Raw genomic sequence first — 13,919 nt, 5'->3', positions numbered from 1 at the left:
ACACCACCCTGTGGGCGCCCGACACCCCGTCCATGTGCGTGGGCATGCGCGGCCTCACCGACGTCGAGATCTCCCTGCACGGCCCCGCCCGCGACCTGCACAGCGGCTCCTTCGGCGGCGCCGTCCCCAACCCGCTCCAGGCCATGAGCGGCCTGCTCGCCGCCCTGCACGACGACGGCGGCCGGATCGCGATCCCCGGGTTCTACGACGGCGTCGTCGAGGCCGGGGCCGAGGAGCGCGAGCTCATCGCCCGCCTGCCCTTCGACGAGAAGGAGTGGCTGGCCACCGCCGCCTCCACCGCCACCTGGGGCGAGCGGGGCTACAGCACCCTGGAGCGCATCTGGCTGCGGCCCACCGCCGAGATCAACGGCATGTGGGGCGGCCACACCGGCGCCGGCGGCAAGACCATCGTCCCCCGCTCCGCCCACGCCAAGGTCAGCTTCCGCCTGGTCCCCGGCCAGGAGCCGCTGGAGATCCAGGCCCGCGTCCGCGAGTTCGTCGAGGCCCGCGTCCCCGAAGGCCTGCGCGCCGAGCTGGAGTTCGGCGGCCCCGGCGTGCGCGCCTGCGCCTCCGACCTGTCCTCCGCCGCCCTCAAGGCCGCCCGCACCGCCATGGAGCGCGCCTTCGGCACCCCGGTCCTGTTCACCCGCGAGGGCGGCAGCGGCCCCGAGGCCGACATCGCCGACATCCTCGGCGCCCCGCTGGTGTTCGTCGCCGTGGGCCTGGACGAGGACAACATCCACGCGCCCAACGAGAAGGTCGAGACGCCGCTGCTGCTCAAGGGCGCCGAGAGCGCCGCCTACCTGTGGGAGGAGCTGGGCGGCACCGCCTGACGCCCGGATCCCCGGGGCCCGGGCATGCGACGGGCCCCGGCGGCGTTGTCCCTGTCAGCCGGCGGCCGCGTCCGCCCGCACGGCGCGGCCCCGCACCCGCACACTCCCCGGAAGGACCCATGCACGTCGACACCACCGCCTCCCGGCCCGGCCCGGCCGCGTCCCGCCCCATGCTGTCCCGCGCCGCCGTCGACCCCGCCGCGCACCGGCGCACCGACCAGGACTGGCTGGAGCGGGCGTGGCGGGACCCCGGAACCCGGGTCCTCGCCCTGGAGGGCGGCGACCCCACCAGCTACGGCTGGAAGGCCCTCATGGCCAAGCAGTCCCGGGCACTGGTCACCACCGCGGGGGACCCCGCGCTGGTCCTGACCCCGCCCGCGGACGCGCCCGAGGGCGAGCGCTACCTGCTCGGGGAGGCCGACGGCCGCGCCTACTTCGCGGTGCGCTCCCCGGCCGAACTCGTCGAGCGCGACGGCGCCCGGCCCGCCTCCCTGCGCGAACTCGGCCCGCTGCTCAACGACCACGACACCGGCCTGCTCACCCGCGCCGTCGCCCTGGCCAACTGGCACGCCACCCACGGGTTCTGCCCGGCCTGCGGCGCGCCCACGGTCATCTCCGCCGCCGGACACCTGCGCCTGTGCGAACGCGAGGGCCGCGAGCAGTTCCCGCGCACCGACCCGGCCGTCATCATGCTGGTCCACCGCGAACAGGGCGGGGACGAGCAGGTCCTGCTCGGCAACAACCCGCACTGGGACGCGCGCCGCTACTCCGTGCTGGCCGGGTTCGTCGACGCCGGCGAGTCCCTGGAGCAGGCGGTCGTCCGCGAGGTCGCCGAAGAGGCGGGGATCGTGGTCGAGGAGCCCCGCTACCTGTCGTCCCAGCCGTGGCCGTTCCCGCGCAGCCTCATGATGGGCTACACCGCGCGCGCCGTCGGCGAGACCGAGCGCACCGACGACGAGATCGGCTCCCTGCGCTGGTTCACCCGGACCGAACTGGCCGAGGCGGCGGCCACCGGGGAGATCGTGCTCCCCGGTCCCGTCTCGATCGCCCGCACCCTCATCGAGCACTGGCAGGGGGAGGCCCTCCCCGGCCAGTGGTGACCGAGGGGGCATCGCGCGGCGGAGGCCCTCCCGCCGACCCTCCCGACAGGGTCGGTGGCGTGCATCTCCCCGGCTCCGCCGCGTGTGGCGTGTGCGGGGGTCAGTTGGAGCCGGGGGAGACGTTGCCCAGCTCGTCCGGCAGCACCGTCAACGGGCTGGTGCTGCTCTCCACCACGTCGCGCGCCAGGTCGGCGACCTTGCGCCCGCGCGAGCGCGCCGAGGAGCGCAGCCGCTCGAACGCCTCGCGCGGCGGCATGGTGTGCCGCTCCGCCAGGACGCCGATCGCCTGCTCCACCACCACGCGCGAGTGCAGCGCGTGCTCCAACTGGGAGACGGTGTGGCGCAGCCGCTCCACCTCCGTCGCCCCCTCCGGCGCCCGCCCGGGCGCCTGCGGCCGCCGGTGGTCCCCGCCCGCCTCCGCGGTGAGCAGGTCGGCGAGGACCATCGCGCTCACCAGATCGGGCAGCTCGTGCCCGTTCCCCACGCGCCACCCCGTCGGGGTGCGGCGCACCACACCGACGTCGACCGCGTCGGCGACCGCTATGTCATGAGAACTCACGTCGTCCCCCAACTCAACACTCCCCGTCGTCATCCGTCCGAGCCGTCCATGGCCGAGTGCGGTCGTACCGGGGATGGCCCCTCGGGGTCACGGGGCCGACGGCCCGCGGGAGTGACCCGCGGACCGGCTTCTCCGGGCTACGACAGCTCGGCCAACTTCTGCTTCACCTGAGCGAGCGACGGGTTGGTCATCGCCGCTCCGTCACTGAAGACCACCGTCGGGACGGTTTGGTTCCCGTTGTTGACCTTCATCACGAGTTCCGCGGCCTCCGGGTGCTCCTCGATGTTCACCTCACGCCCGGTGATCCCCTCCCGTGCGAGCTGGCTCTTGAGCCGCTTGCAGTACCCGCACCAGGGGGTGGTGTACATCGTGAACTGGTCGGTGGCCGTGTTCGTCATCTCGCTCACGTTTCCTTCGTCCTACGGTCGGCGTTCTCGCCCGGTCCCACATCCCAACACCGTGGGTCCCGGTCCGCTTCCCCCGACCGTGCGACACAACGTGGGACGCCTCACAGGGCCGGGTGGTTCTGAAATGTGTCGTTCGGCTCGGTGGCCGGAACCGGCCGCGTCCCCCCTGTAATGCCCGGGGCTCCGCCCGCGGGTCCGCCCTGTGGACGAGTGCGGTTCCGTCCCCGCGGCGATTCATACTTGAGAGACTGATCCACAGAACCGCACAACCGTCTCGACCATGTTCAGGAGCACCATGGACCCCGACAGCGTCCTGGAGGGACTGGACCCCGAGCAGACCCTGGCGGCGCGCGCGCTGCGCGGACCCGTGTGCATCCTGGCCGGTGCCGGGACGGGCAAGACCCGCGCGATCACCCACCGCATCGCCCACGCGGTCGCCGGCGGGGTCGTCTCCGAGCAGCAGGTCCTCGCGGTCACCTTCACCGCCCGGGCCGCCGGGGAGATGCGCGGACGGCTGCGCGCCCTGGGCGCCCCCCGCGTGCAGGCCCGCACCTTCCACGCCGCCGCGCTGCGCCAGCTCTCCTTCTTCTGGCCGCAGGTGATCGGCGGCGAGAAACCCACCCTCATCGAGAGCAAGATCCAGGCGGTGGCCCGCGCCGCCCACTCCGTGGGCGTACAGCCCGACCGCACCGGCCTGCGCGACCTCGCCTCCGAGATCGAATGGGCCAAGGTCACCCAGGTCCGCCCCACCGACTACGAGCGCGCCGTCGCCAAGGCGTCCCGGCAGGCGCCGCTGCCCGCGGGCGAGGTCGCCCGGGTCTTCGAGGCCTACGAGGAGCTGCGCCGCGAGCACAACCTCCTCGACTTCGAGTCCATGCTCGAACTCACCGCGGGCATGATCAACGAGTACCCGGCCATCGCCCAGCGGGTCCGCGAGCAGTACCGGTACTTCGTCGTGGACGAGTTCCAGGACGTCAACCCCCTCCAGAAGCTCCTGCTCGACGCCTGGCTGGGCGACCGCGACGACCTGTGCGTGGTCGGCGACCCCAGCCAGACCATCTACTCCTTCGCCGGGGCCACCCCCTCCTACCTCACCGGGTTCGCCACCCGCTACCCGCACGCCACCGTCGTGGAGCTGGTCCGCGACTACCGGTCCACCCCCCAGGTGGTGCGGGTCGCCAACCACGTCATCTCCCAGGCCAGGGGCACCACCTCCGCCGGGCACCTCACCCTCCAGGCCCAGCGCCCCGACGGACCCGACCCCGCCTACCAGGAGTACGACGACGAGCCCGCCGAGGCCACCGGGGTCGCCCGCAAGATCCGCGCCCTGATGGAGGAGGGCGTCGCCGCCGGGGAGATCGCCGTCCTGGTGCGCATCAACGCCCAGTCCGCCGCCTACGAGCAGGCCCTCACCGACCAGGGCATCCCGTTCACCGTGCGCGGCACCACCCGGTTCTTCGAGCGCCCCGAGATCAAACAGGCCGTGCACCTGCTGCGCGGCGCCCGCCACGAGGCGGCCGGGGAGGCACCCGCCCCGCTCATCGCCACCGTCCGCCAGTTGCTGGGGCAGATCGGCCTCACCGACACCGCGCCCGAGGGCCGCCAGGCCCGCGAACGCTGGGAGTCGCTGACCGCGCTGGCCCAGCTGGCCGAGGACATGGCCGCCAAGCCGGGCCCCGGCGGCGGCCCGGTCACCATGAACGACCTGGTCGAAGAGCTGGACGTGCGCATCTCGACCGAGCACGCGCCCGGGTTCGAGGGCGTCACCATCGCCTCCCTGCACGCCGCCAAGGGCCTGGAGTGGGACGCGGTGTTCCTGGTCGGCCTCACCGAGGGCATGATGCCGATCATCTACGCCGAGACCGACGAGCAGGTCGAGGAGGAGCGCCGCCTCTTCTACGTGGGCGTCACCCGCGCCCGCGAGCACCTGGCCATGTCGTGGTCCCTGGCCCGCTCCCCGGGCGGCCGCAAGACCCGCAAGCCCTCCCGGTTCCTGGACGGCCTGCGCCCGGCCTCGCCCAGCACCTCCGCCCGCCGGGCCGAGCGCCGCCGCGGCGGCCCCGCCCGCTGCCGGGTGTGCGGCGACACCCTCACCGACGCGGCCGCGCGCAAGCTGGGCCGTTGCCTGGACTGCCCCTCCAGTTACGATGAGGCGCTGCTGGAGCGCCTGCGCGACTGGCGGCGCGCGGTCTCCCAGGAGCAGAAGGTGCCCGCGTACGTGATCTTCACCGACGCGACCCTCCAGGCGATCGCCGAGCAGGAGCCCTCCGGGGTCTCGCAGCTCACGGCGGTGTCCGGTGTCGGGCCGGCGAAACTCGACCGCTACGGTGAGGCGGTGCTCGCGCTGGTCGCCGGCGCCGACCCCGCCGAGGTCATGGAAGGTCGGGACGCCCCCGACGAGCACGAGGAGGACGCGACCTGATGAGCGACAGAACCGGCGAGCCCCGGCGGGACCAGTCGGTGGCCGACCTGCTGGCGGTTCTGGACCTGGAGCGGATCGAGGTCAACATCTTCCGGGGCAACAGCCCCCAGGAGGGTCCCCAGCGGGTCTTCGGCGGGCTGGTCGCCGGCCAGGCCCTGGTGGCCGCGGGCCGGACCGCGCCCGAGGACCGGTACGTCCACTCCCTGCACGCATACTTCATCCGCCCCGGCGACCCGGCGGTGCCGATCGTCTACGAGGTGGACCGGGTCCGCGACGGCCGGTCGTTCACGACCCGCCGGGTGGTCGCCGTCCAGCACGGCAAGCCGATCTTCACCCTGTCGGCCTCCTTCCACAAGGAGGAGCCGGGGCTGGACCACCAGATCCCGATGCCCGACGTGCCCCCGCCCGAGGACCTGCCCAGCACCCGCGAGCGGCTGCGCGCCGAGTTCGGCAGGGTCCCGGGCTTCGTGCGCTGGCACCCCATCGAGCTGCGCCCGGTGGGGCCGCTGTCCTACGAGGCCGAGCGCGACCCGCGGCTGCGCACCCCGGTCAACCCGGTGTGGCTCAAGGTCGACGGCAAACTGCCCGACGACCGGCTCACCCAGGTGTGCATGATGACCTACGCCTCCGACCTCACCCTGCTCGACACCGTGCTGCTGCGCCACGGGCGGTCCTTCGCCGGGATCTCGATGGCCAGCCTGGACCACGCCATGTGGTTCCACCGGCCGTTCCGCGCCGACGAGTGGCTGCTCTACGCGCAGGAGACCCCCAGCGCCCAGGGCGCCCGCGGGCTGGCCCGCGGCCTGGTCTACACCCGCGACGGGGAACTGGTGTGCTCGGTGGTGCAGGAGGGGCTGATCCGGGTTGTGGACGCCGAGGGCTGGTCCGACGCCCTGCGCCCCGACCCCGTGTGACCGCTACCGGCCACGGGGGAGGTGGTAACACCGCGGGGATCCCCGTGATTCCCGGGAAACCGTGGCCGGATGAGGACGTTTTCGCAGGTCAAAAATAGGTTGCTAGTTTTCATGGGCGACCCGTAGTCTGTACATCGTCGCCAAGACCGCTCCATGGCGCGGGAGGGATCCCGTCGCCCGACTTGAAGGAGGTGCCCGATCAAATGATGACCACGAACTTCGCTTCGACCGTGTCGTCCCGTCAGCAGTGGCTGAACGCTGTCTCGGGCACCGCCCTGTCCTGCGGTCTGCCCGGCGGCTCCGCCCTGCGCGGTGAGCGCGCCATCGCCGGCGATGCCCTGAGCGGCATCGGCCTGGCCTCGGCCACGGGTGCCGCTCTGCGCGGCACCGGTGTCGAGGGGACCGGTATCGGCTTCGGGGGCTTCGGCGTCCGACCCGTCGCGACCGTGATCCTCGCCGCCGAGCACGAGTCCAACGGCAGTGGTGTGTCCACCGGCTTCGAGAGCGCCCGTGACCGCGGCGAACTCATGACGGCTCGCACCGAAGAAACCCCGCGCCACTACGGCGCACCGGGGAAGTGTCCACGGAGGAATCCGGCCTAGCGATAGGCCGAGGGTCTCCCTCCGTGGCCGCGGTCCCCGATTCGGGGCCGCGGCTTCTTTGTATCCACGTCCGCTCGATCTCCCCCGGGGAGGCAGAGCAGGCGTCGGCATCGCAAGTCAGGTCCCGCACCGGAACCGCATCCGGTGAACCGAGAACACCGACCGCGTTGTAAGAGAACAAAGATCTTGGAGGGCACCGATGCTCGCGTCGGTCCTGGAAACGCCCTGGCTGGGCGAGACCGAAATCCCCTGCCGTATGCAGCCCGACCTGTTCTTCGCCGAGGCCCCCGCCGACGTCGAGGCGGCCAAGGCCCTCTGCGGAGCCTGCCCGTTCCGGGAGCAGTGCCTGTCCGACGCCCTGGACCGCAAGGAGCCGTGGGGCGTCTGGGGAGGCCAGCTGCTCGTCGCCGGCCAGGTCGTCGCGCGCAAGCGCCCGCGCGGCCGTCCCCGCAAGAACCCGGCTCCGGTCGCGGCCTGAACCGGTCATCCCGAACTCCACCGCTGGACACGAGAAAACCCCGAAGGACTGAACAAGACATGATGATCCTGGAACTCCTGGACCTGACGAACGAGAAGAGCGCCGAGAACCGCGAGCGTCAGGGCGTCCGCCTGACAGCGCGAGAGATGCGCGCCCGCCAGCGCGAGCAGCGCCGTGCGGAAGACGCGCTCATGGAAATCGCGTGGTCACGCCTGTGTTGACGGAGTGACCGGGCGCGGTGGCCGCCACCTGCGGTGACCACCGCGCCCGGACCCGGCCGACAACGGCGGACACATGCGGAACCGGCGCGAGACCACCGCGGGACCGGACGGGGACCCTCGAAAGAGGGTCACCGTCCGGTCTCTTTTCGGTGAACTCCGAATAAAGGAAACCTCTCCAGAGGGCCTCGGAAGGCCCTCCAGAGAGGTTCGAAATACCCCAGGTCAGGCCGGAATGCACGACGGGGCCGGGTTTTCCGCCCGCCGGGTCCGTTCTCGCCGAGGAGACGAAATCAAAGACATAACAGGACAACACACTCCTGTTCGAGAGCGCTTTCCTCGGCTACCGTAAAGTTCGTGCCCTCGAACACCAAAATCGAGGTGCGACGCAGTCCTCGTCGCCGGCGCACCGTGTCGGCCTACAGGGACGGGGACACGACCGTCGTCCTCGTGCCCGCGACGTTCTCCCGCGCAGAGGAAAAGCGCTGGGTGGGACGCATGCTGCAACGGCTGGAGGCCCGCGAGGAGCGGCGCCGCCCCGGTGACGCGGAACTCCACGAACGCGCGGTCGACCTCGCCCGCCGTTATCTGGACGGCACCCGATTGCCGGACAGCGTCCGCTGGGTCGACAACCAGAATTCCCGCTGGGGTTCGTGCACCCCCGACACCCGCACGATCCGCATCTCCCGGCGCGTCGCCGGAATGCCCTCCTGGGTGGTGGACTACGTCCTCATCCACGAACTCGCGCACCTGTTCATCCCGCACCACGGCTCCGAGTTCTGGGAACTCGTGCACCGCTACCCCAAGGCCGAGCGCGCTCGCGGCTACCTGGAGGGGTTCAGCGCCGGCTCGCGCTCCGAGCCCTGCGAGCCCGACCTCGCCCCCGAGGAGGAGGCGCTCAGCGAGGCCGAGGTCGCCCTCGAAGAGTGAACCCGGTGCCGGCCGCCACCGCCTCAGTCGCCGATCCCGGGGCCGCGGTCCCCGCGTGAGGCCGGGCCACGTCCGCCGGGCGGCCGCTGTTGCCCGGAAGCGCCCGTACGGGGGCCGGTGGGCGGCCCGCCGCTCGCCCGCATGAGGTCCAGGGCCGAAGGACGGCCGTCGTACCGTGGTGCGGCCGACCCGATCGCGCGCCCCTCCCGTTCCACGTCGGCGTTCTGCGATGCCCCGCGGGGGACGACGCGGACCCCGCCGTCCGGTGTCTGGGCGGTATCCTCCCGGCCCCCGCGCCGGTAGTAGGCGTTCGCCTCCTCGAAGGCCAGGGCCACGTGCTCGGAGGAGTACCGGCCCAGCTCCTCCCGGAGCCGTCCCGCCGCGCGGTGGAACCCCTCCGGGTCGTTCATGACCTCTTCCAGCCTGGCCGAGATGGGGAGGTGCCGCGGGCCCGCCTGGGCGGTGGCCCGCCCTTCCCCCATGAGGTGGTCCTTGTGCGCCGCGCGGGTCCCGGTGTCGTCGATGACCAGCCGGGCACCGACCTCGGGTTCGATGAAACCCGGATCCTCCAGGACCGAGGCGAAGCCGTTGCCGTTGCCCCTGGCGATGACCACGGGCCGCCCGCTCGCCGCGTACTCCGCGGCGGCGAGCCCGTAGGACTCACTGTGGGAGGCGGCCAGCAGGACGTCCGAGCGTTCGATGGCCTCGCGCATCTCGTTCGGGTCCGAGGTGAAGTGACGGATGTCGACGAACTCCCTGGTGTCGGCCCCCAGCCGTTCCGTCCACTGGGTGTGCAGTTCCTCGGGGTCGGTCCCCTGTGCGCCGAGAAGGGTCATCCGGGCTTGGGAGTGGCCCCGCTCGCGCAGGGAGTGCACCGCCATCACGCCGTCCAAGGCGCCCTTGTTCGGATCTTCCATGCGCCCCAGCATGAGCACGTTGAACGGGTCATCGGCGGCCCGTACCCCTGCCGGCGGCGGGGCGAGGGTGTTCTCGGGAACGAAGCGGAAGACCGGCGAGCGGTCTTCTTCCCCGGCGCCGGTCTTCGCCATGATCCTCTTGGCGTCCTCGGCGGTCTTGTTCCCGTGCGCGATGACGTAGTCGGCCCGCTGGAACACCTCCCCGTGGCGTTCCGACCGGGTTCTTCCCAGTTCCTCCAGGCCCTGCGCCTTCAGGGTCGCCTCCGGGTCCAGAGTGAGGAACGAACCGACCGTGGCCTGCGGATAGTGGTGCTCCTTGAGCCAGAGCGCCGCCTCCGTCGTCATGTCGCCGTATCCGACGATCGCGTCGAAGGAGTTCGCGCCGACGGGCAGCCCCAGTCCCTCCAGGCCCCGTTCGCGGACGTGGATCTTGATGCGCTCCGACATCCTGAAAACGAAGGGGCCCTCGCCCTCGTACTCCTCGTTCAGCTCGTCCCTGATGCCCTCCCGGGTCAGGGAGATCACGGTCCGGTCCGGAGCCGGGGGCCGGTGGTCCCCCACGGTGACCAGGTGGACGTCGTGCTCCCGGGCGAGTGCTCGGGTGATGCGCTCGTTGAGGACTATTCCGCCGTCCTCTTGCTCGGCGTGGTACATCAAGAACAGATAACGTGACATCTTCTTCCGAAGGTGTGGCGGCCTGTCAGGGGAGCCTGGTGGCGAGGGTGTCCAGGAACAGGGCGAGGGGGAGGGCGTCGAACCGGATCGGGCCGGTGGTCCGGCCGGGGCTCAGCCGGGCCGAGAGCTCGTCGAGGACCTCGGCGATGATCAGGGCCTGGTCGAGGGACATGGCGGTCCAAACAGGGCCCCCGGCAGAGGCGGAGCGCGCCTCCTCCCGCTCCCGGGGGACATAGGGGAGCGGAGCACCCTGGAACAGGGCCGAGCGGATCCGGGCGTCGCGGTCGGGGAGATCGGGGTTCGGGGAGGCCGTGACCGACTGCCGGGAGGGATCGCGCCCCTGGCCGACCTCTCGCCAGGGGGAGCCCTCCGCGCCTTCCAGGACCCCGCGCAGGATGTCCGATGCCTCGGCGGTTCTCCGGGACAGGGGACCGGTGGCACCTGAGGGCCGCGCGCCCACCCCGGGTGTGGTCTCCGCCGCACGCCGCGCGGCCGGTTGGAGGCGCTGGAGGACCTGCGGGTCGAGGTCCCCCGAGGACACACGGACCGGTCCGGCCGCGGGGAGGGCGGGGCGGGGGGTTCCCGCGGCCCCGGTGACGGCGTCGCGCAGGTGGTCCGCGACATCCCGCACCGTTCCCGAGAACCCCGCGGCCTCCGCGGAGATGGTGCAGGCGGGGCGCCCGGGCATCGACCGCGACCGCAGTTCGGTGACCAGCGTGAGGATGTACGTGCCCCAGGTCCGTGTGAGCAGGACGCAGGAGCCGGCTTCGATGTGGAGGGGGCCCATCATCGGGTTCTCGGCCAGGTAGTGGGCCGGGTGTTCGATGCGGGGGGCCGCGTCGAGGCGGTCCTTCCAGTCACGCCCCGCCTGAGCCAGGGTGATGGGCCGGTCGTCGGGGGTTCGGCGGGTGACCAGGTGGTGTGCGGGGTCGGACGGCGCGCCGGGGGCGGAGTCGACCGCCACCGCATCGCTCAGGATCCGGCTCAGCTCCTCCCAGGCCCGTTTGCGTTCTTCGGGCCAGGTGTTCCGGCCACCCGGCCGCCAGAGGTCGAGGTCGGAGGCGAGCAGTTGTGCGGCCGCCGTGTAGAGGTCGGCGTCCTGGGTGTCGGTGTGCGGGTACGCCACGCGGTGTCTCCGTTTCCGTGGCCGGAATCAGGCGTTGCCGCAACGGATCATCCCGTCCGAACCGCCCATCGGGCAAGCGGTATTGCGCGTACGGGGTCGTCGCGCCGGCGCCGGGAAGGGTTGCCGGACACCGGGCGGGATCGGTGTCGCGATAATGGAACCCGGTACCGGCAGGGCGGCGGGGAACCCCGTCCGGGCCCCCGCCGTCGGTGTCACCGGGCGGCGCCCCGGCGGGCGGCGACGGTCGCGGCGGCGGCCAGGACCAGGGAGCGGGTCACCTCGTCGGTGGGCTCGGGGAGCGCGTCGACCGGGAACCAGCCCAGGTCGGCGGACTCGTCGGGGTCGATCACCGGCTCCGCCCCGGGCGGGGCCAGCACCGCGTACTGCACGTCCAGGTGGAAGCTGCCGCCGCCGCAGGGCACCGCGTGGCGGTCCAGCCGGATCGGCCCGGGCAGCAGTCGCAGCCCCGGGATGCCGGACTCCTCAGTGGCCTCGCGCAGCACGGCCCCTGCCAGCGTGGCGTCCTGCGGCTCGCAGTGGCCGCCGGTCTGCAACCACATCCGGTGGATGCGGTGCAGGGTCAGCACCACCCGGTCGCCCTCGGCGGAGATGACCGCCGAACTGGCCGTGATGTGCCCGGGCAGGCAGCCCCGCCACATCCCGTCCTCGTGGGCGTCCAGGTGTTCCACGTACGCGCGGCGCAGTTCCTCCTGGCGCGCGTCGGGGGCGGCCCAGGCGGACAGCACCGCCCGGGCGTCGGCGTGCAGCGACACCTAGGAACCCTCTCCCGGCTCGTCCTTCTTGTCGTCCTCGTCGTCCTTCTTCCGCTCCGGGTCGCCCTCGGCGGGGGCCCCGGGGGCCTCGCCGGTGAGCGTGGAGATGTCGAAGTCGGCGTCGGTGAACGCCCCGCCGCTGACGAACGCCGCCGGGTCGTCCAGGTCCTCGCTGCTCGGCATCAGGTCCGGGTGCTGCCACACGGCGTCGCGCCCCTCGATCCCGCGCGCCTCCTCCAGCGCCGTCCACAGCGCCTGCGCCTCGCGCAGCCGCCGCGGGCGCAGCTCCAGCCCGACCAGGGCCGCGAAGGTGTGCTCGGCCGGACCACCGGTGGCCCGGCGCCGCCGGGTCGCCTCGGCCAGGGCGTCCGCCTGCGGCAGCCGCCCGGTCACCGCGCCCGACACCACGGCCGCCACCCAGCCCTCGATGAGCGCCAGGGTGGTCTCCAGCCGGTTCAGCGCCGCCTTCTGCTGCGGGGTGTCCTCGGGCTGGAACATGCCCTGGCCGCCGCCCAGCACCTCCTGGAGCGCCTCGGGGTTGCTGATGTCGATCTCGCCGAGCCGGTCCTCCAGGCCGCTGATGTCGAAGGACATCCCGTCGGCGTACTCGGCGACCAGCCGGAACACGTGCGAGCGCAGCCACGGCACGTGCGAGTACAGACGGTGCACCGCCGCCTCGCGCGCGGCCAGGTACAGCCGCACCTCGTCGTCGGGGATCTCCAGGCCCTCGCTGAACTTGGCGACGCCCAGCGGCAGCAGCGCCGCGCTGCCCTCACCGGCCAGCGGCAGCCCGATGTCGGCGGTGCCCACGACCTCCTGGGAGAGCTCGCCCACGGCCTGGCCCGCCTGCTGGCCGACCATCATGCCGCCCATCTGCTGGATCATGCCCAGCAGCGGACCGGCCACCGACTGCATCTCCTCGGGCAGGCTCTGCCCCATGGACCTGACGGTCTTGCTGGTCAGCGGGTCGCACAGCTGCGCCCAGGAGTCCATGGTCTTCTCGACCCACTCCGAGCGGCTCCACGCCTGCGCGGTCTGCACGCCCGAGGGCAGCGAAGTGGACTGGTCCAGCCACAGGTCGCCCAGGCGCAGCGCCTCCTGGACCTTGGCGTAGTCCCCGGCCGGCACGCTGGGGTCGCCCTTCTGCGCGACGACCTGCCGCGCTATGTCCTTGGCCATACTCCAGTTGATGCCCGAGCCGGTGCCCTGCCCGGAGGCGGGGTCGCCCGGCGTGGGCTGGGACGACATCATGTCGGCGAACTGGCGCAGCATGTCGGCCATCTGCTGCGGGTCGCCGAACGGGAAGCCGTCGGGCATTCCGGATCCTCCTCCGCCCGGGCGGCCGCCGCCGGCACCACCCGAGCCGGAGTCGCCAGAGCGGCGTCCGGACTCGTCATCGGGATCGTTCGGCATGCTGAAACCGAAAGGCAGGTCGCTCACAATCAGACCTCAGGCAGGATTAGGTTTGGTATCCACTGTCACGTTAGCTGGGAGTCGCCCGGAGTGAATACCGAAAGCAGCCAGGTTCGCCCAGAGCACAGCCGGTCCGAAGGGGCCGGGGCGGTGGTCGCGGTCACCGGCGCGGCCTCCGGGGTGGGCCGACTTCTCGTGCAACGCCTGGCGGCGCCGGAAGGTTCCGCTGCCCCGCGCGAGGTCATCGCCATCGACGACGAGTTCGCCGACCTGCGCGGCGTCACCTGGCGCATCGCCGACGTCTGCGACCCGGCGCTGGTCTCCCGCCTGGGCGGTGTGGACGTGCTGGTGCACACCGCCGACGACCGCTCCCCGGACCGGCGGCCCGCCGACCGGCGCGCCCACAACATCCGGGCCGCGCAGACGGTCCTGACCGCCGCGGCCGCCTCGGGGGTCCCTCGCGTCCTCCTGGTCACCAGCACCATGGTCTACGGGGCGGCACCCGACAACCCGGTCCCGCTGCCGGAGAACACCGCCCGGGTCTCGGACAAC

The 13,919-nt window shown here is 72.5% G+C and carries 15 protein-coding genes; 9 read left to right on the top strand and 6 right to left on the bottom strand.

Annotated features, from left to right (window positions below):
* Together ACJOT3_RS24100 and nudC are read left to right on the top strand one after the other, a co-directional pair.
* Window positions 1-833: M20/M25/M40 family metallo-hydrolase (locus ACJOT3_RS24100; RefSeq protein WP_406975376.1), on the top strand; the 833-nt coding region annotated here is incomplete at its 5' end.
* A 119-nt stretch (window positions 834-952) separates the two neighbouring features.
* Window positions 953-1,933, top strand: coding sequence for an NAD(+) diphosphatase (nudC, locus tag ACJOT3_RS24095; protein WP_406975375.1), 981 nt, complete (start codon window positions 953-955; stop codon window positions 1,931-1,933).
* Window positions 1,934-2,033: 100 nt separating this feature from the next.
* On the opposite strand, the gene ACJOT3_RS24090 is transcribed toward nudC, so the two are convergent.
* On the bottom strand, window positions 2,034-2,525 hold the full coding sequence (locus tag ACJOT3_RS24090) for an ANTAR domain-containing response regulator (protein ID WP_406975374.1): 492 nt from the start codon (window positions 2,523-2,525) through the stop codon (window positions 2,034-2,036).
* Between the two features lie 104 nt (window positions 2,526-2,629).
* Window positions 2,630-2,890, bottom strand: coding sequence for a mycoredoxin (locus tag ACJOT3_RS24085; protein ID WP_306371189.1), 261 nt, complete (start codon window positions 2,888-2,890; stop codon window positions 2,630-2,632).
* Window positions 2,891-3,194: 304 nt separating this feature from the next.
* On the opposite strand from ACJOT3_RS24085, the gene ACJOT3_RS24080 reads away from it, so the two are divergent.
* The 6 genes from ACJOT3_RS24080 (at window position 3,195) to ACJOT3_RS24055 (ending at window position 8,463) form a co-directional block, all read left to right on the top strand.
* A complete protein-coding gene (locus tag ACJOT3_RS24080) occupies window positions 3,195-5,321 on the top strand; it encodes an ATP-dependent DNA helicase UvrD2 (RefSeq protein ID WP_406975377.1) in 2,127 nt (708 codons plus the stop codon).
* Window positions 5,321-6,235, top strand: coding sequence for an acyl-CoA thioesterase II (gene tesB, locus ACJOT3_RS24075; RefSeq protein ID WP_406975373.1), 915 nt, complete (start codon window positions 5,321-5,323; stop codon window positions 6,233-6,235). The genes ACJOT3_RS24080 and tesB overlap by 1 nt, the downstream gene beginning before the upstream one ends.
* 203 nt (window positions 6,236-6,438) lie before the next feature.
* Complete coding sequence (locus ACJOT3_RS24070) at window positions 6,439-6,837, top strand: hypothetical protein (RefSeq protein ID WP_406975372.1); 399 nt, start codon at window positions 6,439-6,441, stop codon at window positions 6,835-6,837.
* 199 nt (window positions 6,838-7,036) lie between these two features.
* Window positions 7,037-7,315 (top strand): WhiB family transcriptional regulator, encoded by a 279-nt coding sequence (locus ACJOT3_RS24065; protein WP_406975371.1) that lies wholly within the window; start codon window positions 7,037-7,039, stop codon window positions 7,313-7,315.
* 59 nt (window positions 7,316-7,374) lie between these two features.
* Window positions 7,375-7,536, top strand: a complete 162-nt coding sequence (locus tag ACJOT3_RS24060) for a hypothetical protein (protein WP_406975378.1) — start codon at window positions 7,375-7,377, stop codon at window positions 7,534-7,536.
* A 354-nt stretch (window positions 7,537-7,890) separates the two neighbouring features.
* Window positions 7,891-8,463: a M48 metallopeptidase family protein gene (locus ACJOT3_RS24055; protein ID WP_406975370.1), complete on the top strand. Its 573-nt coding sequence runs from the start codon at window positions 7,891-7,893 to the stop codon at window positions 8,461-8,463.
* Window positions 8,464-8,486: 23 nt separating this feature from the next.
* Here ACJOT3_RS24055 and ACJOT3_RS24050 read toward each other — a convergent pair whose 3' ends face one another.
* The 4 genes from ACJOT3_RS24050 to ACJOT3_RS24035 all read right to left on the bottom strand — a co-directional run bounded on the left by ACJOT3_RS24050 (window position 8,487) and on the right by ACJOT3_RS24035 (window position 13,394).
* Complete coding sequence (locus ACJOT3_RS24050; protein ID WP_406975369.1) at window positions 8,487-10,055, bottom strand: glycosyltransferase family 4 protein; 1,569 nt, start codon at window positions 10,053-10,055, stop codon at window positions 8,487-8,489.
* Between the two features lie 25 nt (window positions 10,056-10,080).
* Window positions 10,081-11,181: a hypothetical protein gene (locus tag ACJOT3_RS24045; protein WP_406975368.1), complete on the bottom strand. Its 1,101-nt coding sequence runs from the start codon at window positions 11,179-11,181 to the stop codon at window positions 10,081-10,083.
* A 212-nt stretch (window positions 11,182-11,393) separates the two neighbouring features.
* Window positions 11,394-11,954 carry an NUDIX hydrolase gene (locus ACJOT3_RS24040; RefSeq protein WP_406975367.1) on the bottom strand — a complete coding sequence of 187 codons (561 nt, stop codon included), beginning with the start codon at window positions 11,952-11,954 and terminating at the stop codon, window positions 11,394-11,396.
* Complete coding sequence (locus ACJOT3_RS24035) at window positions 11,955-13,394, bottom strand: zinc-dependent metalloprotease (RefSeq protein WP_406975366.1); 1,440 nt, start codon at window positions 13,392-13,394, stop codon at window positions 11,955-11,957.
* Between the two features lie 123 nt (window positions 13,395-13,517).
* On the opposite strand from ACJOT3_RS24035, the gene ACJOT3_RS24030 reads away from it, so the two are divergent.
* Window positions 13,518-13,919, top strand: a 402-nt coding sequence (locus ACJOT3_RS24030) for an NAD-dependent epimerase/dehydratase family protein (protein ID WP_406975365.1), incomplete at its 3' end; no start/stop codon positions are given.

This window comes from Nocardiopsis protaetiae (genome assembly GCF_045446735.1).
In the GTDB taxonomy this organism is placed as follows: domain Bacteria; phylum Actinomycetota; class Actinomycetes; order Streptosporangiales; family Streptosporangiaceae; genus Nocardiopsis; species Nocardiopsis protaetiae.
The sequence above is the reverse complement of the archived record's forward strand: the minus strand, read 5'-3'. Positions and strand labels throughout refer to the sequence as shown.

Bases quoted from the DNA above. Each gene is read 5' to 3' on its own strand.
- nudC (WP_406975375.1), top strand. From the start codon at position 953: ATGCACGTCGACACCACCGCCTCCCGGCCCGGCCCGGCCGCGTCCCGC.
- ACJOT3_RS24090 (WP_406975374.1), bottom strand. From the start codon at position 2,525: ATGACGACGGGGAGTGTTGAGTTGGGGGACGACGTGAGTTCTCATGAC.
- ACJOT3_RS24085 (WP_306371189.1), bottom strand. From the start codon at position 2,890: ATGACGAACACGGCCACCGACCAGTTCACGATGTACACCACCCCCTGG.
- ACJOT3_RS24080 (WP_406975377.1), top strand. From the start codon at position 3,195: ATGGACCCCGACAGCGTCCTGGAGGGACTGGACCCCGAGCAGACCCTG.
- tesB (WP_406975373.1), top strand. From the start codon at position 5,321: ATGAGCGACAGAACCGGCGAGCCCCGGCGGGACCAGTCGGTGGCCGAC.
- ACJOT3_RS24070 (WP_406975372.1), top strand. From the start codon at position 6,439: ATGATGACCACGAACTTCGCTTCGACCGTGTCGTCCCGTCAGCAGTGG.
- ACJOT3_RS24065 (WP_406975371.1), top strand. From the start codon at position 7,037: ATGCTCGCGTCGGTCCTGGAAACGCCCTGGCTGGGCGAGACCGAAATC.
- ACJOT3_RS24060 (WP_406975378.1), top strand. From the start codon at position 7,375: ATGATGATCCTGGAACTCCTGGACCTGACGAACGAGAAGAGCGCCGAG.
- ACJOT3_RS24050 (WP_406975369.1), bottom strand. From the start codon at position 10,055: ATGTCACGTTATCTGTTCTTGATGTACCACGCCGAGCAAGAGGACGGC.